Raw genomic sequence first — 20,359 nt, 5'->3', positions numbered from 1 at the left:
TATGTATCGGATAGTTCTGGGGAAAGTTTCGACCTTAAGCGCAGCTCCACTGCCACCGGCTTTACGCGATCAAGCACCGCAAGGTCCACGACGCGAACGCTGGCTGGCGGGGCGTGCATTGCTTTCGCACACGCTTTCCCCGCTACCGGAGATCATCTATGGCGAACAAGGCAAACCTGCATTCGCGCCGGAAACGCCGCTATGGTTCAACTTAAGCCATAGCGGTGACGATATCGCCCTGCTGTTGAGCGATGAAGGCGAAGTCGGCTGCGATATCGAAGTGATTCGCCCGCGCGCCAACTGGCGCTGGCTGGCGAACGCCGTGTTCAGCCTCGGGGAACACGCTGAGATGGACGCCGTGCATCCCGATCAGCAACTGGAAATGTTCTGGCGCATCTGGACACGCAAAGAAGCCATCGTTAAACAACGTGGCGGCAGCGCCTGGCAAATCGTCAGCGTAGACAGCACCTATCACTCATCACTGTCGGTTAGCCATTGCCAGCTTGATAATTTAAGCCTGGCGATCTGCACTCCCACCCCCTTTACGCTCTCCGCCAACAGTGTGCAATGGATCGATTCAGTTAACTGATCCGCCCACCCGACTGTCCATCTTTTGATCCAGAACAGGTTATCAGTATGACGAATACTTAAAATCGTCATACTTATTTCCGCCATCTATTTTAATCCATTGGAGTTACCATGCTCTCCACACTCCGCCGCACTCTATTTGCGCTGCTGGCTTGTGCGTCTTTTATCGTCCATGCCGCTGCACCAGATGAAATCACCACCGCCTGGCCGGTGAATGTCGGGCCACTAAACCCGCACCTTTACACGCCTAACCAGATGTTCGCCCAGAGCATGGTTTATGAACCATTGGTGAAATATCAGGCAGACGGTTCGGTGATCCCGTGGCTGGCAAAAAGCTGGACTCATTCAGAAGATGGTAAAACCTGGACCTTCACCCTGCGTGATGACGTGAAATTCTCCAACGGCGAACCGTTTGATGCAGAGGCGGCGGCAGAAAACTTCCGCGCAGTGCTCGATAACCGTCAACGTCACGCCTGGCTGGAGCTGGCAAACCAGATTGTTGATGTCAAAGCACTCAGTAAAACAGAGCTGCAAATCACCCTGAAAAGCGCCTACTATCCTTTCCTGCAAGAACTGGCCCTGCCCCGTCCTTTCCGTTTTATCGCACCCTCGCAGTTTAAAAACCACGAAACCATGAACGGAATTAAAGCGCCGATTGGCACCGGGCCGTGGGTTTTACAGGAATCGAAACTGAATCAGTACGATGTCTTCGTCCGTAACGAAAACTACTGGGGCGAAAAGCCGGCGATTAAAAAGATCACCTTTAACGTGATCCCGGACCCGACTACCCGCGCGGTGGCGTTTGAAACAGGCGATATCGACCTGCTGTACGGAAACGAAGGGTTATTACCGCTCGATACCTTCGCCCGTTTTAGCCAGAACCCGGCTTACCACACCCAACTGTCACAGCCGATCGAAACCGTGATGCTGGCGCTCAATACCGCCAAAGCCCCCACCAACGAGCTGGCCGTACGTGAAGCTCTTAATTACGCGGTAAACAAAAAATCGCTGATTGATAACGCGTTGTATGGCACCCAGCAGGTCGCCGACACCCTGTTTGCTCCTTCTGTGCCCTATGCCAACCTCGGCCTGAAACCGCGCCAGTACGATCCGCAGAAAGCGAAAGCGTTGCTGGAAAAAGCCGGTTGGACGTTGCCTACGGGCAAAGACATCCGCGAGAAAAATGGTCAGCCGCTGCGCATTGAACTGTCGTTCATCGGCACCGATGCGTTAAGCAAATCGATGGCGGAAATCATTCAGGCTGATATGCGCCAGATTGGCGCAGATGTCTCACTGATTGGCGAAGAAGAGAGCAGTATCTATGCTCGTCAGCGCGACGGTCGTTTTGGCATGATTTTCCATCGCACCTGGGGCGCGCCATACGACCCACACGCCTTCCTGAGTTCAATGCGCGTACCGTCACACGCTGATTTCCAGGCACAGCAAGGATTAGCCGACAAGCCGCTGATTGATAAAGAGATCGGCGAAGTGCTGGCGACCCATGACGAAACGCAACGTCAGGCGCTGTATCGCGACATTCTGACCCGTCTGCATGACGAGGCGGTTTATCTGCCTATCAGTTACATCTCAATGATGGTGGTATCAAAACCGGAGCTGGGTAACATCCCCTACGCGCCGATCGCCACCGAAATTCCGTTCGAACAGATTAAACCGGTGAAACCTTAATGTTGCGTTACGTATTACGCCGCTTTCTGCTGCTGATCCCGATGGTGCTCGCCGCCTCGGTGATCATTTTTCTGATGCTGCGCCTCGGCACCGGCGACCCGGCGCTTGATTATTTGCGTTTATCTAACCTGCCGCCGACGCCGGAGATGCTGGCCTCTACCCGCACCATGCTGGGGCTGGATCAGCCGCTGTACGTGCAATACGGCACCTGGCTATGGAAGGCGCTGCATCTTGATTTCGGTATCTCATTCGCCAGCCAACGTCCGGTATTGGACGATATGCTGAACTTCCTGCCCGCCACGCTGGAACTTGCAGGTGCGGCGCTGGTATTAATTCTGCTCACTTCCGTACCGCTCGGTATCTGGGCGGCGCGCCATCGCGATCGTCTGCCGGATTTCGCCGTACGTTTCATCGCGTTTCTCGGCGTGTCGATGCCTAACTTCTGGCTGGCGTTTTTGCTGGTGATGGCGTTTTCGGTATATCTGCAATGGCTACCCGCGATGGGCTACGGCGGCTGGCAGCACATCATTTTGCCTGCGGTTTCCATTGCCTTTATGTCGCTGGCGATTAATGCACGGCTACTGCGCGCCAGTATGCTGGACGTCGCCGGTCAGCGTCACGTCACCTGGGCGCGGCTACGCGGCCTGAATGACAAACAGACCGAGCGTCGTCATATTCTGCGCAATGCCTCGCTGCCGATGATCACCGCCGTGGGGATGCACATTGGCGAACTGATTGGCGGGACGATGATTATCGAAAACATCTTTGCCTGGCCGGGCGTCGGGCGCTATGCGGTGTCGGCGATTTTTAACCGTGACTATCCGGTGATCCAGTGCTTTACGCTGATGATGGTGGTGGTTTTTGTGGTCTGTAATTTGATTGTTGATTTGCTCAACGCCGCGCTGGACCCGCGCATTCGTCGTCATGAAGGAGCCCACGCGTGAACTTTTTCCTCTCTTCCCGCTGGTCGGTACGCCTGGCGCTGATCATTATCGCCCTGCTGGCGCTGATTGCGCTCACCAGCCAGTGGTGGCTGCCGTATGACCCACAGGCGATTGATCTGCCGTCGCGCCTGCTTTCACCGGATGCGCAGCACTGGCTGGGTACCGATCATTTAGGGCGCGATATTTTCTCGCGGCTGATGGCGGCGACCCGCGTGTCGCTCGGCTCGGTAATGGCCTGCCTGCTGTTGGTGCTGACATTAGGGCTGATTATTGGCGGCAGCGCCGGGCTGATTGGCGGGCGCGTTGATCAGGCTACCATGCGCGTCGCCGATATGTTTATGACCTTCCCGACCTCGATTCTGTCATTCTTTATGGTTGGCGTGCTCGGCACTGGGCTGACCAACGTAATTATTGCCATCGCCCTGTCGCACTGGGCGTGGTATGCACGCATGGTGCGCAGCCTGGTGATTTCGCTACGCCAGCGCGAGTTTGTGCTGGCGTCACGGCTTTCCGGCGCGGGCCATGTGCGGGTGTTTGTCGATCATCTGGCAGGCGCGGTGATCCCCTCGCTGCTGGTGCTGGCGACGCTGGATATTGGTCATATGATGCTGCACGTCGCGGGGATGTCCTTCCTCGGCCTCGGCGTGACCGCGCCTACCGCCGAATGGGGCGTGATGATTAACGACGCGCGCCAGTATATCTGGACCCAGCCGCTGCAAATGTTCTGGCCGGGGCTGGCGCTGTTTATCAGCGTGATGGCCTTTAACCTGGTGGGTGACGCACTGCGCGATCATCTGGATCCTCATCTGGTGACGGAGCACGCACACTAATGCCGCAACAGATTGAACTGCGCGATATCGCGCTACAGGCCGCGCAGCCGCTGGTGCACGGTGTATCGTTAACCCTGCAACGCGGGCGTGTGCTGGCGTTAGTCGGCGGTAGCGGCAGCGGGAAATCATTAACCTGCGCCGCGGCGCTGGGCATTCTCCCCGCAGGCGTTCGCCAGACGGCGGGGGAAATTTTAGCCGATGGCAAACCGGTTTCTCCCTGCGCCCTGCGCGGCATCAAAATTGCCACCATCATGCAGAACCCGCGCAGCGCCTTTAATCCGCTGCACACCATGCACACCCACGCGCGGGAAACCTGCCTGGCGTTAGGGAAACCCGCCGATGACGCCACACTTACCGCTGCCATAGAAGCGGTGGGGTTGGAAAACGCCGCGCGCGTGCTGAAGCTCTACCCGTTCGAGATGAGTGGCGGTATGTTGCAGCGCATGATGATTGCGATGGCGGTGCTGTGCGAATCACCGTTTATCATCGCCGATGAACCGACTACCGACCTTGATGTGGTAGCGCAGGCGCGCATCCTCGATCTGCTGGAGAGCATTATGCAAAAACAAGCGCCGGGAATGCTGCTGGTGACCCATGATATGGGCGTTGTGGCGCGTCTGGCGGATGATGTGGCGGTGATGTCGCACGGTAAAATTGTCGAACAGGGCGATGTAGAAACGCTGTTTAATGCCCCCAAACATGCGGTAACGCGCAGCCTGGTTTCCGCTCATCTCGCCCTCTACGGTATGGAGCTGGCATCATGACTTTACTTAACGTCTCCGACCTTTCCCATCACTATGCGCACGGTGGATTTAGCGGAAAACATCAACACCAGGCGGTGCTGAATAACGTTTCCCTGACCCTGAAAAGCGGCGAAACCGTCGCCCTGCTGGGGCGCAGCGGCTGCGGAAAAAGCACTCTCGCGCGGCTGCTGGTAGGCTTAGAGTCTCCCTCACAAGGGAATATTAGCTGGCGCGGCGAACCGTTGGCAAAGCTCAATCGCGCCCAGCGTAAAGCGTTCCGCCGCGATATTCAGATGGTATTTCAGGACTCCATCAGCGCCGTGAATCCGCGCAAAACCGTGCGCGAGATCCTGCGTGAACCGATGCGCCACCTGCTATCGCTGAAAAAAGCCGAACAACTGGCGCGCGCCAGCGAAATGCTGAAGGCGGTCGATCTCGATGACAGCGTTCTAGACAAACGCCCACCGCAGTTAAGCGGCGGTCAGCTCCAGCGCGTCTGCCTGGCTCGCGCGCTGGCGGTCGAACCGAAACTACTGATTCTGGATGAAGCCGTTTCTAACCTTGATCTCGTGTTACAGGCGGGCGTCATTCGCCTGCTGAAAAAGCTACAACAACAGTTTGGCACTGCCTGCCTGTTCATCACTCATGACTTACGCCTGGTGGAACGCTTTTGCCAGCGAGTGATGGTGATGGACAACGGGCAAATCGTCGAAACCCAGGTGGTGGGAGATAAATTAACCTTTTCCTCTGACGCCGGACGTGTGCTACAAAACGCGGTATTACCCGCATTCCCCGTGCGCCGTCGCACCACAGAAAAGGTTTAACGCAAATGCAACGAGTCACCATCACGCTTGATGACGATTTACTGGAGACGCTGGACAGCCTGAGCCAGCGTCGTGGTTATAACAACCGTTCCGAAGCTATCCGCGATATTCTGCGGAGTGCCCTGGCGCAGGAAGCTACCCAGCAGCACGGCACGCAAGGTTTCGCGGTGCTGTCGTATGTGTATGAACACGAAAAACGCGACTTAGCCAGCCGTATTGTTTCCACCCAGCATCATCACCACGATCTCTCGGTTGCTACTCTGCATGTGCACATTAATCACGACGACTGTCTGGAAATTGCCGTGCTGAAAGGTGACATGGGCGACGTGCAGCATTTTGCCGATGACGTTATCGCCCAGCGCGGCGTGCGGCACGGGCATTTGCAGTGCTTGCCGAAGGAAGATTGAGTTCTTTTAGAAACGAGAAAGAAAAGATATTAACTGAACTTAATTTATAAAATTAAGTTCAGTTGCATAGATAGATCCTGTAAAGGCAGATATTCTGCGTAATGTACGCCGCTAAAATTTATAAATGATTCAAACGCTCATTTAGCGTTTCAATAATATAAGTATTTACAGAGACTTGTTGCTGCGCAGCCGCATTAGTAAGGCGTTCACTCAGCGATTCTGGATAGCGTAATGTAAAGGTCTTAATCTTTTCTGTATGCGCATACGGCTCAATACCCGCAGCTTTACAATCCTCAAGATACTCTCGCAGGGAAAGCTCCCCTTCTTTTTGCAGCCCCTGAATACTGTCAGAGACAAAATCACAATAACCTGACAAGCCCAGGAATTTGCCACGAAATGCATTCAGTTCTGGCACGTAAGTGATAACTGCAGGTTGCCCGGCAATCTCCATAGAGTTTGGTGTCTTCAGTTTGATCATGGTTTTACCCCTATATTTAGTCACCAGTCACGCACGCTTTCTACAGCGCCTTTATCGGTATCTGGCGACGGATGAGGCCGATGGAAACACGCAACGCTCATATTTAGTATGAACTTACAACGCGAACCTCTTCCTTCCTTAATTTCTCCGCCTAATGCTTTAACCAGTGACTCTATATCAGACCACTTAATCCCTTGAGGAACAGGAGATTTAAATATTTGATCCAATGTATTTTTTTGTTTCTTCCGTAAAGCCTGTACCTGGGTTCTCATGGCATGTCCTTATGACTTCACTTTATGACATCAATAGTATGACATCACAATATGAAGTCAAGTTTCCCTTCCTTACGCCATTGTCCCAATTGTCTTCCTGAATCTCAGCAGTGCGATGGTGAAAAACGCGCCGCCAATTGCCATCAGTGTCAGGAACTGCGGCCAGACGATTTCGAATCCTGCACCACGGTAGAGAATGGCTTGCGCGAGGCTGACAAAGTGTGTCGTCGGCATGGTCAGCATAATGTCCTGCACCGTCTGCGGCATACTTTCGCGCGGCGTGGATCCACCGGAAAGCATTTGCAGCGGCAGCAGCACCAGAATCACCAGCAGCCCCAGTTGCGGCATTGAACGCGCTATCGTCCCCATAAAAATGCCGATTGACGTGGTGGCAAACAGACTGAGCGCCACGCCCAGCATAAACAGCGGGATCGAGCCTTCAATCGGTACGCCCAGCACGCCTTTCACCATCAGTACCAGCGATAATCCCGACACCACCAGCACCACCAGCCCCATCGACCAGACCTTCGCCATCATGATCTCAAACGGCGTTATCGGCATCACCAGTAAGTGTTCCACCGTGCCGTGTTCACGCTCGCGGATCAGTGCCGATCCGGTCAACACAATCGCCAGCATGGTAATGTTGTTGATGATCGCCATCACCCCGCCAAACCACGCGGGATCGAGGTTCGGGTTAAAGCGCATCCGGGTTTCCAGCGATACCAACGGTTCGCTATTATCACGGTAGCGCGCGACAAAGCTGTTCACTTCACCGTTGATAATATTCTGGATATAACCGTTGCCAGTGAATGCCTGGCTCATGCGCGTGGCATCGACGTTCACCTGAATGTCCGGCTGGCGTCCGGCGAGGACATCACGCTGAAAATTAGGCGGAATATTTATCGCGAAGGTATAGCGTCCGGCGTCCAGCCCGGCATCCATCTCATCGGCGGTGATCATCTCCGGTGGCAAAAACCACGGGCGATAGAAGCTGTTAACGATCCTGTTCGATAACTGCGATTGATCCATATCGGCAATGGCGATCGGCGCGAGGTTCAACGATCCTGGCGTAACGGTCGCTGACGAATACACCGACACCGTAAACGAGAAGACAATCAGCGTCAGCATCGCTTTATCACCGAGCAAACTGCGCAACTCTTTGATACCCAGATTAAAAATATTGCGTAAATGGCGCATCATCCCTCCTGTTTTTTCAGCAGCAGGATGCTTAAGCCCATCACCAGCGGGATGGCTATCAGCAGCGGGATAAAAAGTTGCCACAAATCAGTCAGATCCAGCGCTTTCGAGAACGTCCCGCGGGCGATAGTCAGAAAATGACTGGTCGGGTAAACCTCGCCGATCCAACGTCCTGGACCTTCCAGCGAAGCTACCGGATCGATCATCCCGGAAAACTGTGTCGCCGGGATCAACGTGATAATCGCCGTACCGAAAATGGCGGCAATCTGGCTTTTCATAAAGGTGGAGATCAGCAGCCCCATTCCGGTGGCAATGATGATATACAGCAGCGCCGCCAGGGTGAGCGTCAGGAAACTGCCTTTATGCGGTACGCCAAACACAAACACCGACAGGCCGCAGAGCAGGAAAAAGTTCAGCATCCCCAGCGCAATGTACGGCAGCTGTTTGCCAAGCAAAAATTCGCTACGGGTGGTGGGAGTCACGTAAAGGTTGATAATCGACCCTAGCTCTTTTTCCCGCACCACGCTAAGAGCGCTTAGCATTGACGGGATCATCATCAGCAGAAGCGGGATCACCGCCGGAACAATCGCTGGCAGGCTTTTTACATCCGGGTTATAGCGATAGCGCGTCTCAATATTCATCAGCCCGTTTTGGCTGGCGGGCGTGGATTGTCGGCTCGCTACATCCTGTAACCAGCTCTGGTGCATAGCCTGCACGTAGCCTTTTACCGTTTCGGCGCGGCTCGGCATTGCACCGTCGATCCAGACACCGAGTTCCACGGGTGTACCACGCGCGATATCGCGCCCGAAATTGGGTGGGATCTCAATTGCCACCGTGATATCGCCTGCACGCATCCGGCGATCCAGCTCGTCATAACTGGTGAGCGGTGGTTGTTCGATAAAGTAACGGGAACCGGAGAGATTGAGCGTCCACGCCTGACTACTGACGGTCTGGTCGCGGTCGAGTACCGCAAAGCGCAGGTTTTCCACATCCATACTGATGCCGTAACCCATTATCAGCATCAGGATCACCGTTCCCATCAGCGCCAGCGTCGAACGTACCGGATCGCGTCGCAGTTCCAGTGCTTCGCGACGGCTGTAGCTAAACAGACGGCGCAGACTAAATCCCTGACGCGGCGCGTGGGTGGCGTCGTGTACCACGGGCGGCGCTTCGGCTTCGCTGCTCTGCCCTGCAGCTTCCTGCAAATAGGCGATAAATGCCTCTTCCAGACTGGCGGCTCCGCGTTTTTCAACCAGCTCCTGCGGTGTACCGTTGGCAAGCACTTTTCCGGCGTGCATCAGGGAGATACGGTCACAACGTTCCGCTTCGTTCATAAAGTGGGTGGAGATGAAGATAGTCACTTTGTCCTGGCGCGAGAGATCGACCATCAACTGCCAGAACATATCCCTCGCCACCGGATCGACGCCAGAAGTAGGTTCATCGAGGATTAACATCTCCGGGCGATGAATCACCGCCACCGCCAGCGAAAGCCGCTGGCGAATGCCGAGCGGCAATGACTCCGGCAGAACATCTTCAACGTCGTTGAGCTTAAAACGCTCGCTCATTTCAGCCACTCGCGCGGGAATTTCCGCTTCCGGGATGTGAAACAAACGGGCATGTAACTCCAGGTTTTGCCGCACGGTGAGCTCGTTATAGAGCGAAAACGCCTGCGACATATAGCCCACCCGACGGCGAGTATCGATATCTTTTGGATCAACCGGCTGCCCGAACAGCCACGCCTCACCTTCGCTGGCGGGCAGCAGTCCGGTAAGCATTTTCATGGTGGTGGATTTACCGCAGCCATTCGAACCAAGAAAACCAAAAATCTCCCCGCGTGGAATGCGGAAATTGACGTGATCAACGGCAACGAAGGAACCAAAACGCATGGTCAGATCGCGCGCTTCGATGGCAATCTCTGCGTTTTCAGGTTGATATGGTGGGATCACTACCGCCTGATGCGCCTGGCGTTGTGCTTGCGGTAACAGATTAATAAATGCTTCTTCCAGCGTGGCGCTTTGCGTTTGCTGCCGCAACTCTTCGGCGCTGCCAGTTGCCAGCACTTCTCCGGCATTCATCGCTACCAGCCAGTCGAAGCGTTCGGCCTCTTCCATGTAGGCGGTGGCGACCAGCACGCTCATATTGCTCTGCCGCTGGCGAATACTGTCGATCAGATCCCAGAACTGGGCACGGGAGAGCGGGTCAACCCCCGTTGTTGGTTCATCAAGAATCAACAATTCCGGGTCGTGGATTAACGCACAGCACAGCCCCAGTTTTTGCTTCATCCCGCCGGAGAGTTTCCCTGCCGGACGATCGCGAAACGGTGCTAACCCGGTGCTGGTCAGCAGCTCATTAATTCGCACTTCCCGCTCCGCTTTGTCGTGACCGAACAGGCGGGCGAAAAAATCGACGTTTTCATACACCGACAAGGTGTGGTAGAGGTTTTTACCCAGCCCCTGCGGCATCCAGGCGATGCGCGGGCAGACGTCACGGCGATGCTTCGGATCGCGCATATCGCCGCCCAGCACCATCACATTGCCCTGCTCAATGACACGAGCACCGGAAATCAATGACAATAAACTCGACTTCCCGACGCCATCCGGACCAATCAGCCCAACCATGCAGCGGGCCGGAATATCGAGAGTGATATTGTTCAGCGCAACGGTTTTTCCATAATGCTGGCTCACGCCCGCCAGTTGCGCGACAGGCGGGACGGGAACCAGTTCCAGATGCGTCATTGCGGCAACCTCACCACCAGGTCTTCAGGCCACGGAAGTTCTTCATTCACCCGCACCCACGCTACGCCCGGCAAACCGGTTTTGACATATTCCAGATGCAGCTGGAGTAATTCCGGTGGGATACGCGCTTTGACACGGAACATCAGTTTCAGCCGTTCATCGCTGGTTTCGACGGTTTTTGGCGTGAACTGGGCGACGCTGGCGACAAAACTGATGGTTGCAGGAATACGCAGATCTGGCGCGGCATCGAGGATCAGCCGGGCTTCACCGCCCAGTTTCAGCGTGCCCGCCTGTTCGGTTGGCAGGAAGAAGGTCATATAGACGTCGCTGAGATCGACCATATTCAGTACCCGACCGCCTGCTGCCAGCACTTCGCCTGGCTCGGCAACCCGATACTGCACGCGTCCGTCACGCGGGGCTTTCAGTTCGCTGTCATCGATATCTGCGGCAATGCGCCGTTCAGTGGCTTGCGCGGCTTCGACGCGGGTTTGCGCCTGAATGATATTGGTGCGTGCCGCCTCTATAGCGGCTTTAGAAGCAGAAACCTGGGCTTTTGCTGATTCCAGCGCAGCTCGGGCGCTCTCAGCGGCGGCGCGGTCGTCATCCAACTGTTGCGCAGAAATAGCTCCACGTTGGGCAAGCGAGCGGGAACGCGTATGACGTTTAGCCACGGAGTCCAGTTCGGCCTGGCGTTGATTGACCAGCGACTGTGCGGCGCGAGTTTCGCTTTGCCGTTGCTCCAGCAAAGCCTGCGCGGCAGCAACGGCGCTTTGCGCTTCTTTGATTTGCGCGATGGCTTCCAGTCGCTGCTCCTGCAACACGCGAGTATCCATCTTCGCCAACACTTCGCCTTCGCGAACAAACTGGCCTTCTTTCACCAGAATGGTATCGATACGCCCGGCAATTTTGCTGGCGATATCCACTTCCGTCGCTTCAATGCGCCCATTACTGACGGCAAAGCCTTCCGGCACACCTGCCGGGCGCAACAGCCACCACGCCACGACGGCAGCCACCGCCAGTAACCCGACAACCCACCACGCCAGATGGCGCTTACTCTTATCCATAATCGACCCGCCATAATCCCTGTAAACAAACGACGCGTGTTACAACTGCCGCCGAACGACGTTCAGCGGATTCTTCCATCCGGGATAAGAAGGAAACGGCAAATACGACCAGCGCGCAGAGCATTGAGCGCCAATGGGGAAGGCTTAGTGAAAACGGGTAGTAATGTTGTCATCATCAGCATTCCTGGCCGTAAATGAAACACGCATACTCATAAGTGTGATCTATAAAACTGGCTGACAAAACGGTATCCATCCTGTTGGATAGCGTTTCACGCCTGTTCAGTTGCAGGAACAGAGCATTCCTTTTTACGTTTTATCAACAGTCTCAACCAGATAGTAACATTAATATTCATGTTGTCTATGGTTCAGAGCTGTAACATTGTGCGCCTTCTAATCAAAGGCATAAGTCCATTTCTGTTTTTTTCATGCTGGTAAGACTTCCAGGGAGTGGTTATCTCAGGCCCTGCACCAGGGTTAATTTGGCAATTATGCATGCTGAACATTCTTCCAGCATGTTTACTGTCACGGGCGTTAAGACCTAAAACTGTCCCCGTTTCACCTATGCGTTCTCTTCCACCATTACCGTTATGTGCAACAACTTGATTTATACCTAACATTTGTGAGCATGCTAATAGTTCTTCAAGTTTCGGTCTGTAATCTGTCGAAACAGAAAAATAACGATTAAAGGATCGACAAGAGATAGCCCGGCTAGTTTTAAACTTTTTACCATTAATGATGGCATGATGCTTCTTATTAATAATTGCCGCTAATTCGACCGGATCGAGAGCATTGGTCATTTCATCAATAGAGACTGTTATCGGTCCTATAATGTAACGTTTTCGCTGATCATCAAAAGTTATCCCATGATGATTTGCCATTATTTTGTATTTAGGGTCATAGAAACATACAGGATAATCTTTTATCCCAGCGTAGGTATCCTCATCAAGTGGTTTCATACGCGTGAAGTTCTGCATATAGTTACCATTGCAGTTTGTTTCATGATTTCCAGCTAATACATGAACGTTTTCATTGATACTCATTATACGTTTTAACAAATCGATGATAAATTGATCGCCACAGATATTACTAAATCGATCGCCGGTTTGGTCACCCAGAAACGTACATGGCGTCACAGCGTCTTTATTAATAACTAAATAAGGCTGAAGACTTTCTAAAACTATATCTCTTCTGTTCAGAATACTGATTATTGTATTAACATTAGTGTCAAGTTGCTCATTAAAGTTCTCCCTTAGCAATACGTTGAGAACTTCATCTTCTATATTAAGCAACTGGCTAAGGAAGTTTTCTCCTTCAGCCATGATTCCCAAATATCCCGTTGCCAAAAGCGCGTACAAAACTGCACCGACTGAGCCATCGGTATCGCCAAAATAGGTCGGCCTGGTACTTGTGGGATCAACAGGTGAACAATTGGAGAAATAGGTTCTGTCAGCGAACTGGGGTTTTATAATTGTTTCGAATTTAATATCAAATACATTGTATTGCGATATTTTCCAGTTCCAGATGGGTTTGTACGACTCAGTAACTGCAACATCATTAGCATTATCATTTACTGTCATATTATTAAGTAAATAAACAATGCTGCACCAATTAATATCGGTATCATCAAGAGGGCAACCGTAATTTTTACTATTAATTGTCACAATAAACTGATAACTATTATTCCTACGTAGAATATGGGCACGCATGCCCGATAGCATACTATATTTTTCTGAATGATTCGTTTGTATGGTAAATGAAATTTTGTCATCTTGAATAGATTGTTGGAAACGTTCTATTTGCCAATCATCAATTTTTTCCACAACTTCACCGAGCATTGTCCTGGCAATACTTGATATATCATCACCTATACCATTTGCAATATACCCAAACAGTTCTTTAGTGAAGTTGGTAACATGCTCTTGCACCATATCATTTGTTGCGATTGTCGTTGTACTGCCGTTAGTGCCTGCCACAGTTCCAATTTTCATCTTTTACCTCATATTATTCACCGCGAGGAATACATAGTTAACATTTTATCTTATGACATACACCTCATGTTCGATGGAAAAATAATTATATTTTGCACAAATCATTCAGCCTTAAAGCATAATATGAAATTTCTTATCTCATAGCAGAGAAAGTCCCTAAAGATTGTAGAGGCGTCATCAGAACATGCCTCTACAATCGATTAAGAAAACCTATGAAATACTGGCAGGATTAAAAAGACATACCACCGTATTCATGGAGTTTTAATGAGATTGAAAACAACTAAGCCCTGAGGAATAAATTATTTTATTATTTTTATCACGTGCTTCCTTCAGGGAATTTAGCCCCATAATACCATTGTCAAATTGTTGATTCTGATCTACCCCAGGCCCATGATGGCCATATTTTTGTCTAATGTATTTGCTGGGGTCTTCACCTTTGAGTGTCTCCCCACATATGAAGATACGTTCACGTGCTGGTCTGAAATCAGTAGTGTTATCAAAATAATTAGCATATACAGGTGTGGGTTTCAAAGTATTGCTTCGGATTAGATGGAATAGAGGATCATCCATGTGTTCTTTATGTTTTTTATTAAAAATATTGGCTAATTCTTCAGGATCAGTAGGATTTTTCATCTGATTAAATGGAACCTGCAAAGCACCGAGACAATAACATTTTTTTTCTTCATCTCTTATTATTCCGTGATGACTGGTTAAAACTTGCCTTTCTGAGTCATAATTACAAACATCGAGCGTTTTAATTAAGTTATACGTATCACCGGCAGAGAGTTTATGATTTGCTAATCGTGCAGTATAGTTACCATTAAAATTGATTTCATGATTTCCAGCCAGAACGACGACATTTTTATTAATACGGCTATCTTTATTACCCTCCATATTTCGCATAGAATTTAGCAAAGTAAGGATATATTTATCACCAAAAATAGTACTAAATCTATCGCCTGTATGATCCCCAAGGAAGATACAAGGGGTTATCGCATCGTCCTTTAAAAAAACATGTTGATGCAACTCATTCAAGATCATGTCTCTCGTATTTAATAAATCGTAGAGCACTTTATTATTTTTATGTTTGTATGCAAATGAAGCCATGTCTTCGTGTTTTAATAATTCACATAATAAACTCCAACCCTTTTCCCTGATGCCTATATGCCCTGAAACGAGCAATGCATAAAGTACAGCGCCTACTCTTCCATCTGTATCGCCAAAATAAGCCGTGTTGGCATTTTGTGGGTTAATCACACCACACTGTTTATAAAAGTCTATTTTTGAAAACACAGATTTAACATAGTTAGCAAACTTATCCTTAGGAAACGTCTCTTTAGAGACATCCCAACGCCAGTCAGCTTTAAAATTACCACTAAGAAGAGTAAAGAAATTTTCAGGTATGATAGAAAGCCCACCAACTTTATAAATTATGTCAGATTTATCCCCAGAGGAATTAATAAAATAATAACCGCCCTTACACTCAACAGTAACGGTAATGGGAGACGATAATTTTAACACATGGTTATTGTCTGGTATAATTGTAAAGATAAACGTGTCAGTAGTATTGTCGGCGAATCTATTATATTCTTGAATATCTATAGAAGGTTCACTATTGTAAAACCATACTTTCTCCATCTGGTGACTACGATCATTTACCTTCCAGTGACCATGTTGCAGGAAATAGATGATATGCAGGCCAAAATCGTTATCTATTTGCGAATGTTTATTCAGCTTATCAATTTCAACTATCTTTGCACGATGTTTTTTATCAACCTTGCCATGGTGTTGATGACTGTTAACTTTATCTGAATGCTTATCTTGATGGCTTGAAGAGATGTTTATAATCTGATTGTGAATTGCTTTCATAAATAACCTGTGATATTTTTGAATTGTTTGTAACAAAATAAATAATACATGTCAGAAAGACATATTTACGACGATATAAAACAATAATACTTATATGTTCGCTGATTTTAAGCACCGATGCTATCCGGTCTTTTACCAAATAATGAAAAAGAATCCCTCCCTGGAAGATAATTGTAAAAAACAACAGAATAAGAATTAATCTTAGGATAAATATTTATTTACCATGGCCTTTTGAACGCTGAAAAGTAGCGCTCTGCAAAGTAAATCCCGCTATAGTTATGCTATGCATTTGTCTTTAATGATATCTCGTCATTGTATTAACAGGCTGAAATTATCATTAATGCACGTTTCAATATTAGCAGGGATACCTGAGGAGTTTAAAGTGAACATATATATCGGGTGGCTTTTCAAATTAATCCCTTTAATTATGGGCTTGATTTGTATCGCGTTAGGTGGCTTTGTGCTGGAAAGTTCAGGGCAAAGCGAATATTTCGTCGCGGGTCATGTGCTCATTTCTCTGGCAGCCATATGCCTGGCATTATTCACTACCGCATTTATTATCATTTCGCAGCTCACGCGCGGCGTTAATACGTTTTACAATACATTGTTCCCCATTATTGGCTATGCGGGGTCAATTATCACCATGATATGGGGTTGGGCACTGTTAGCAGGCAATGATGTGATGGCAGACGAGTTTGTTGCCGGCCATGTTATTTTTGGCGTTGGTATGATTGCCGCCTGTGTATCGACAGTGGCAGCGTCATCCGGTCACTTTCTGCTCATTCCCAAAAACGCAGCAGGGAGCAAGAGCGATGGAACACCGGTACAGGCTTATTCGTCATTAATCGGTAATTGCCTCATTGCCGTTCCCGTTTTACTCACCCTGCTCGGTTTCATTTGGTCTATTACGCTGTTACGTAGTGCCGACATAACTCCGCATTATGTCGCCGGTCACGTATTGCTTGGGTTAACCGCAATCTGTGCCTGTCTAATTGGCCTTGTTGCCACAATCGTCCATCAAACACGTAATACGTTCTCATCCAAAGAGCACTGGCTGTGGTGTTATTGGGTTATTATTCTCGGCTCAATCACGGTGCTGCAGGGCATATACGTGTTAGTCAGCTCCGATGCAAGCGCCCGACTGGCTCCCGGCATTATCCTCATTTGCCTCGGAATGATCTGTTACAGCATATTCTCAAAAGTCTGGCTACTGGCACTGGTCTGGAGACGTACCTGTTCGTTAGCCAACAGAATACCGATGATTCCCGTCTTCACCTGCCTGTTTTGCCTTTTCCTGGCATCGTTTCTTGCGGAAATGGCGCAGACCGACATAGGGTATTTTATTCCTTCGCGGGTTCTGGTCGGTTTGGGAGCGGTATGCTTTACGTTGTTCTCAATCGTTTCAATATTAGAAGCGGGTTCTGCTAAAAAATAATTGCAACGTACCGGTTAAAACCAGCGTTGATTATTTGCGTAACGCTGGTTTTTCTTAGGTATCATGAAATAACGCAGCATTAATGCATAGTGGTTAAGTATAAAAAAACAGCAAAGTTGCTGATTTTTTCAGCCTGTTCATATTTTATAAAGATCTGGCCACTGGGTGAGTTTTCAATCACCTTTCCTTCCACCTTATGTTAAGCCTGGAGGGTTTCAGTTCACAGGCTCATTAGAAAATAATCACAAGATAACCACTATCAAAATTAGCTCATTTTTAATGCGACTCTAATAATTTTCATCTTTAGGAAATAGCTCAGGACGACTTCGCTGCAATCAAATCCTGCGCACAAGCCCATGCACTCGACCACGCCCACTGGAAGTTATAGCCCCCCAGCCAGCCGGTGACGTCCATCACTTCGCCGATGAAGTACAGCCCAGGCACTTTGCGCGCTTCCATCGTCCGTGAAGAGAGTTCGTTGGTGTCCACGCCGCCGAGCGTCACTTCGGCAGTGCGATAGCCTTCAGTGCCGTTGGGTTGTACGCGCCAGTCGGTCAATGTACTAATCAGTGCCTGTTGGTCACGCACGTTGAGCTGTTTTAGCGAGACATCCGGGATTTGCCCGAGTTGTTGTAAACGTTCAACCAACCGCTTCGGTAGATGAACCGCCAGAGTGTTTTTCAGGCTCTGATTCGGATGTGCATTACGCTGCTCATTCAGGAAGGTTTCGAGGTCCACATCCGGTAGCAGATTGATACTGACAAATTCACCCGGTTGCCAGTAGCTGGAAATTTGCAACACCGCCGGTCCAGATAAGCCGCGGTGGGTGAAGAGTAAGTTCTCACGGAAAACGGTGCCGTTTTCAGCGGTAATCACGGAAGGTACCGCCACGCCCGCCAGCACCTGTAACTCTTCGAGCAACGGTTTATGCAGAGTGAATGGCACCAGGCCCGCGCGGGTCGGCAGCACGTTGAGGCCAAATTGTTCGGCAATCTTATAACCAAACGGCGACGCGCCCAGCCCCGGCATTGACAGTCCACCGGTCGCGATGACCAGCTTTTCGCAACCGACAGTCATGCCGTTCAGTTCAAGCGTGAAGCCTGTTTCATCCTTCGCCACACTCAGCACTTCGCTACGCAATCTGAAGGCCACATTGCCCTTCTCGCACTCATCCACCAGCATGTCGACAATCTGCTGCGCGGAGTCATCGCAGAAGAGTTGCCCTAACGTTTTCTCGTGCCAGGTGATGCCGTGTTTATTGACCAGATCAATGAAATCCCACTGGGTAAAACGCGCGAGTGCAGATTTACAAAAATGCGGATTCTGGCTCAGATAAGCGCCCGGTTCGACATAAAGATTGGTAAAGTTGCAGCGCCCACCGCCAGACATGAGGATTTTGCGCCCTGGTTTTTTACCATTATCGATCAGCAGAACCCGGCGCCCTGCCTGACCTGCCAGCGCAGAACAGAACATACCCGCCGCACCAGCGCCTATAATAATGGCATCAAGCCTTTCCACGTTGCGCTCCTCTAAGAAAAAACGGGCGTGAATTGTAAAGATTCCTCAGTGGTCGCACCAGCATCAATATTACTAAAAGGAAGTATTTACCTGAATTATATAAGATAATTATTTTTTGAGTGAAATCCATACAGGAGGCAAATCAAAAAAAGTCTATATTTCACTTTGCCCGCGCCGCGAAAGTCACTGATAATGCGCCGCGTTCATGTCCTCAAAATGGCGTAACGTCCTATGCTACATTTGTTTGCTGGCCTGGATTTGCATACCGGGCTGTTATTATTGCTTGCACTGGCTTTTGTGCTGTTCTACGAAGCCATCAATGGTTTCCATGACACAGCCAACGCCGTGGCAACCGTTATCTATACCCGCGCGATGCGTTCTCAGCTCGCCGTGGTTATGGCGGCGGTGTTCAACTTTTTGGGTGTTTTGCTGGGTGGTCTGAGTGTTGCCTATGCCATTGTGCATATGCTGCCGACGGATCTGCTGCTTAATATGGGATCGTCTCATGGCCTTGCCATGGTGTTCTCTATGTTGCTGGCGGCGATTATCTGGAACCTGGGTACCTGGTACTTTGGTTTACCTGCATCCAGCTCTCATACGCTGATTGGCGCGATCATCGGGATTGGTTTAACCAATGCGTTGATGACCGGGACGTCAGTGGTGGATGCACTCAATATCCCGAAAGTATTAAGTATTTTCGGTTCTCTGATCGTTTCCCCTATTGTCGGCCTGGTGTTTGCTGGCGGTCTGATTTTCTTGCTGCGTCGCTACTGGAGCGGCACCAAGAAACGCGCCCGTATCCACCTGACCCCAGCGGAGCGTGAAAAGAAAGACGGCAAGAAAAAGCCGCCGTTCTGGACGCGTATTGCGCTGATCCTTTCCGCTATCGGCGTGGCGTTTTCGCACGGCGCGAACGATGGTCAGAAAGGCATTGGTCTGGTTATGTTGGTATTGATTGGCGTCGCACCAGCAGGCTTCGTGGTGAACATGAATGCCACTGGCTACGAAATCACCCGTACCCGTGATGCCATCAACAACGTGGAAGCTTACTTTGAGCAGCACCCTGCGCTGCTGAAACAGGCTACCGGTGCTGATCAGTTAGTACCGGCTCCGGAAGCTGGCGCAACGCAACCTGCGGAGTTCCATTGCCATCCGTCGAATACCATTAACGCGCTCAACCGCCTGAAAGGCATGTTGACTACTGATGTGGAAAGCTACGACAAGCTGTCGCTTGATCAACGTAGCCAGATGCGCCGCATTATGCTGTGCGTTTCTGACACTATCGACAAAGTGGTGAAGATGCCTGGCGTGAGTGCAGACGATCAGCGCCTGTTGAAGAAACTGAAGTCCGACATGCTTAGCACCATCGAGTATGCGCCGGTGTGGATCATCATGGCGGTCGCGCTGGCGTTAGGTATCGGTACGATGATTGGCTGGCGTCGTGTGGCAACGACTATCGGTGAGAAAATCGGTAAGAAAGGCATGACCTACGCTCAGGGGATGTCTGCCCAGATGACGGCGGCAGTGTCTATCGGCCTGGCAAGTTATACCGGGATGCCGGTTTCCACTACTCACGTACTCTCCTCTTCTGTCGCGGGGACGATGGTGGTAGATGGCGGCGGCTTACAGCGTAAAACCGTAACCAGTATTCTGATGGCCTGGGTGTTTACCCTTCCGGCTGCGGTACTGCTTTCCGGCGGGCTATACTGGCTCTCCTTGCAGTTCCTGTAATCGCACGCACCAAAACGAGCGGGTCAGTTTACTGGCCCGCTTTTTTTATG

Annotated in this window: 18 protein-coding genes; 9 read left to right on the top strand and 9 right to left on the bottom strand. The window is 50.4% G+C overall.

The genetic code is table 11. The annotated features are described in order from the left end of the window. Position 1: 1 nt before the first annotated feature. From acpT to nikR, 7 genes are all read left to right on the top strand, one after another. Positions 2-589 carry a 4'-phosphopantetheinyl transferase AcpT gene (gene acpT, locus ACJHX3_RS12140; RefSeq protein WP_024044111.1) on the top strand — a complete coding sequence of 196 codons (588 nt, stop codon included), beginning with the start codon at positions 2-4 and terminating at the stop codon, positions 587-589. 110 nt (positions 590-699) lie between these two features. Then, positions 700-2,274: a nickel ABC transporter substrate-binding protein gene (gene nikA, locus ACJHX3_RS12135; RefSeq protein ID WP_094308217.1), complete on the top strand. Its 1,575-nt coding sequence runs from the start codon at positions 700-702 to the stop codon at positions 2,272-2,274. Further along, complete coding sequence (gene nikB / locus ACJHX3_RS12130; protein WP_000947068.1) at positions 2,274-3,218, top strand: nickel ABC transporter permease subunit NikB; 945 nt, start codon at positions 2,274-2,276, stop codon at positions 3,216-3,218. Before nikA ends, nikB begins: the two co-directional genes overlap by 1 nt. Continuing rightward, the gene (gene nikC, locus ACJHX3_RS12125) at positions 3,215-4,048 is read left to right on the top strand and encodes a nickel ABC transporter permease subunit NikC (RefSeq protein WP_001008957.1); all 834 of its coding nucleotides are present in this window, start codon (positions 3,215-3,217) and stop codon (positions 4,046-4,048) included. The genes nikB and nikC overlap by 4 nt, the downstream gene beginning before the upstream one ends. Then, positions 4,048-4,812, top strand: coding sequence for a nickel import ATP-binding protein NikD (gene nikD, locus ACJHX3_RS12120; RefSeq protein ID WP_001136200.1), 765 nt, complete (start codon positions 4,048-4,050; stop codon positions 4,810-4,812). Before nikC ends, nikD begins: the two co-directional genes overlap by 1 nt. Beyond that, a complete protein-coding gene (gene nikE / locus ACJHX3_RS12115) occupies positions 4,809-5,615 on the top strand; it encodes a nickel import ATP-binding protein NikE (RefSeq protein WP_000173688.1) in 807 nt (268 codons plus the stop codon). Before nikD ends, nikE begins: the two co-directional genes overlap by 4 nt. A gap of 5 nt (positions 5,616-5,620) precedes the next feature. Then, positions 5,621-6,022, top strand: a complete 402-nt coding sequence (gene nikR / locus ACJHX3_RS12110) for a nickel-responsive transcriptional regulator NikR (RefSeq protein WP_001190062.1) — start codon at positions 5,621-5,623, stop codon at positions 6,020-6,022. 118 nt (positions 6,023-6,140) lie between these two features. Here nikR and ACJHX3_RS12105 read toward each other — a convergent pair whose 3' ends face one another. The 8 genes from ACJHX3_RS12105 to ACJHX3_RS12070 all read right to left on the bottom strand — a co-directional run bounded on the left by ACJHX3_RS12105 (position 6,141) and on the right by ACJHX3_RS12070 (position 15,625). After that, the gene (locus tag ACJHX3_RS12105) at positions 6,141-6,500 is read right to left on the bottom strand and encodes a type II toxin-antitoxin system HicB family antitoxin (protein WP_024044889.1); all 360 of its coding nucleotides are present in this window, start codon (positions 6,498-6,500) and stop codon (positions 6,141-6,143) included. A 20-nt stretch (positions 6,501-6,520) separates the two neighbouring features. Further along, positions 6,521-6,772 (bottom strand): type II toxin-antitoxin system HicA family toxin, encoded by a 252-nt coding sequence (locus ACJHX3_RS12100; RefSeq protein ID WP_033560611.1) that lies wholly within the window; start codon positions 6,770-6,772, stop codon positions 6,521-6,523. A 72-nt stretch (positions 6,773-6,844) separates the two neighbouring features. Beyond that, positions 6,845-7,969 carry an ABC transporter permease gene (locus tag ACJHX3_RS12095; protein WP_001318088.1) on the bottom strand — a complete coding sequence of 375 codons (1,125 nt, stop codon included), beginning with the start codon at positions 7,967-7,969 and terminating at the stop codon, positions 6,845-6,847. Beyond that, positions 7,969-10,704, bottom strand: a complete 2,736-nt coding sequence (rbbA, locus tag ACJHX3_RS12090) for a ribosome-associated ATPase/putative transporter RbbA (RefSeq protein WP_024216288.1) — start codon at positions 10,702-10,704, stop codon at positions 7,969-7,971. Before rbbA ends, ACJHX3_RS12095 begins: the two co-directional genes overlap by 1 nt. Next, a complete protein-coding gene (locus ACJHX3_RS12085; RefSeq protein ID WP_024043585.1) occupies positions 10,701-11,768 on the bottom strand; it encodes an HlyD family secretion protein in 1,068 nt (355 codons plus the stop codon). The genes rbbA and ACJHX3_RS12085 overlap by 4 nt, the downstream gene beginning before the upstream one ends. Positions 11,769-11,830: 62 nt before the next feature. After that, the gene (gene yhiY, locus ACJHX3_RS12080; RefSeq protein ID WP_001296785.1) at positions 11,831-11,944 is read right to left on the bottom strand and encodes a protein YhiY; all 114 of its coding nucleotides are present in this window, start codon (positions 11,942-11,944) and stop codon (positions 11,831-11,833) included. A 189-nt stretch (positions 11,945-12,133) separates the two neighbouring features. Continuing rightward, the gene (locus ACJHX3_RS12075) at positions 12,134-13,756 is read right to left on the bottom strand and encodes a DUF4049 domain-containing protein (RefSeq protein WP_024216289.1); all 1,623 of its coding nucleotides are present in this window, start codon (positions 13,754-13,756) and stop codon (positions 12,134-12,136) included. A 261-nt stretch (positions 13,757-14,017) separates the two neighbouring features. Further along, a complete protein-coding gene (locus ACJHX3_RS12070; RefSeq protein WP_024044761.1) occupies positions 14,018-15,625 on the bottom strand; it encodes a YhiJ/YhiL family protein in 1,608 nt (535 codons plus the stop codon). 382 nt (positions 15,626-16,007) lie between these two features. Here ACJHX3_RS12070 and ACJHX3_RS12065 point away from each other — a divergent pair, with 382 nt between their 5' ends. After that, the gene (locus ACJHX3_RS12065) at positions 16,008-17,060 is read left to right on the top strand and encodes a DUF2776 domain-containing protein (protein ID WP_001028899.1); all 1,053 of its coding nucleotides are present in this window, start codon (positions 16,008-16,010) and stop codon (positions 17,058-17,060) included. A 315-nt stretch (positions 17,061-17,375) separates the two neighbouring features. Here the strand turns inward: ACJHX3_RS12065 and ACJHX3_RS12060 are convergent, their stop codons facing one another. Then, positions 17,376-18,578 carry an NAD(P)/FAD-dependent oxidoreductase gene (locus tag ACJHX3_RS12060; RefSeq protein WP_094308216.1) on the bottom strand — a complete coding sequence of 401 codons (1,203 nt, stop codon included), beginning with the start codon at positions 18,576-18,578 and terminating at the stop codon, positions 17,376-17,378. A gap of 231 nt (positions 18,579-18,809) precedes the next feature. Between ACJHX3_RS12060 and pitA the strand changes: the two genes are divergently transcribed. Beyond that, positions 18,810-20,309: an inorganic phosphate transporter PitA gene (pitA, locus tag ACJHX3_RS12055; RefSeq protein ID WP_000902780.1), complete on the top strand. Its 1,500-nt coding sequence runs from the start codon at positions 18,810-18,812 to the stop codon at positions 20,307-20,309. Positions 20,310-20,359: the final 50 nt, after the last annotated feature.

It is taken from the genome of Escherichia sp. WS1265, assembly GCF_046487585.1.
GTDB classification, from domain to species: Bacteria; Pseudomonadota; Gammaproteobacteria; order Enterobacterales; family Enterobacteriaceae; genus Escherichia; species Escherichia coli.
Note: the sequence above shows the minus strand (reverse complement) of the source record. Positions and strands in the feature narration are given on the sequence as shown.

Coding starts and splice junctions, on each gene's coding strand:
- acpT (WP_024044111.1), top strand. CDS start 2: ATGTATCGGATAGTTCTGGGGAAAGTTTCGACCTTAAGCGCAGCTCCA.
- nikA (WP_094308217.1), top strand. CDS start 700: ATGCTCTCCACACTCCGCCGCACTCTATTTGCGCTGCTGGCTTGTGCG.
- nikB (WP_000947068.1), top strand. CDS start 2,274: ATGTTGCGTTACGTATTACGCCGCTTTCTGCTGCTGATCCCGATGGTG.
- nikD (WP_001136200.1), top strand. CDS start 4,048: ATGCCGCAACAGATTGAACTGCGCGATATCGCGCTACAGGCCGCGCAG.
- nikE (WP_000173688.1), top strand. CDS start 4,809: ATGACTTTACTTAACGTCTCCGACCTTTCCCATCACTATGCGCACGGT.
- nikR (WP_001190062.1), top strand. CDS start 5,621: ATGCAACGAGTCACCATCACGCTTGATGACGATTTACTGGAGACGCTG.
- ACJHX3_RS12105 (WP_024044889.1), bottom strand. CDS start 6,500: ATGATCAAACTGAAGACACCAAACTCTATGGAGATTGCCGGGCAACCT.
- ACJHX3_RS12100 (WP_033560611.1), bottom strand. CDS start 6,772: ATGAGAACCCAGGTACAGGCTTTACGGAAGAAACAAAAAAATACATTG.
- ACJHX3_RS12095 (WP_001318088.1), bottom strand. CDS start 7,969: ATGCGCCATTTACGCAATATTTTTAATCTGGGTATCAAAGAGTTGCGC.
- rbbA (WP_024216288.1), bottom strand. CDS start 10,704: ATGACGCATCTGGAACTGGTTCCCGTCCCGCCTGTCGCGCAACTGGCG.
- ACJHX3_RS12085 (WP_024043585.1), bottom strand. CDS start 11,768: ATGGATAAGAGTAAGCGCCATCTGGCGTGGTGGGTTGTCGGGTTACTG.
- yhiY (WP_001296785.1), bottom strand. CDS start 11,944: ATGATGACAACATTACTACCCGTTTTCACTAAGCCTTCCCCATTGGCG.
- ACJHX3_RS12075 (WP_024216289.1), bottom strand. CDS start 13,756: ATGAAAATTGGAACTGTGGCAGGCACTAACGGCAGTACAACGACAATC.
- ACJHX3_RS12070 (WP_024044761.1), bottom strand. CDS start 15,625: ATGAAAGCAATTCACAATCAGATTATAAACATCTCTTCAAGCCATCAA.
- pitA (WP_000902780.1), top strand. CDS start 18,810: ATGCTACATTTGTTTGCTGGCCTGGATTTGCATACCGGGCTGTTATTA.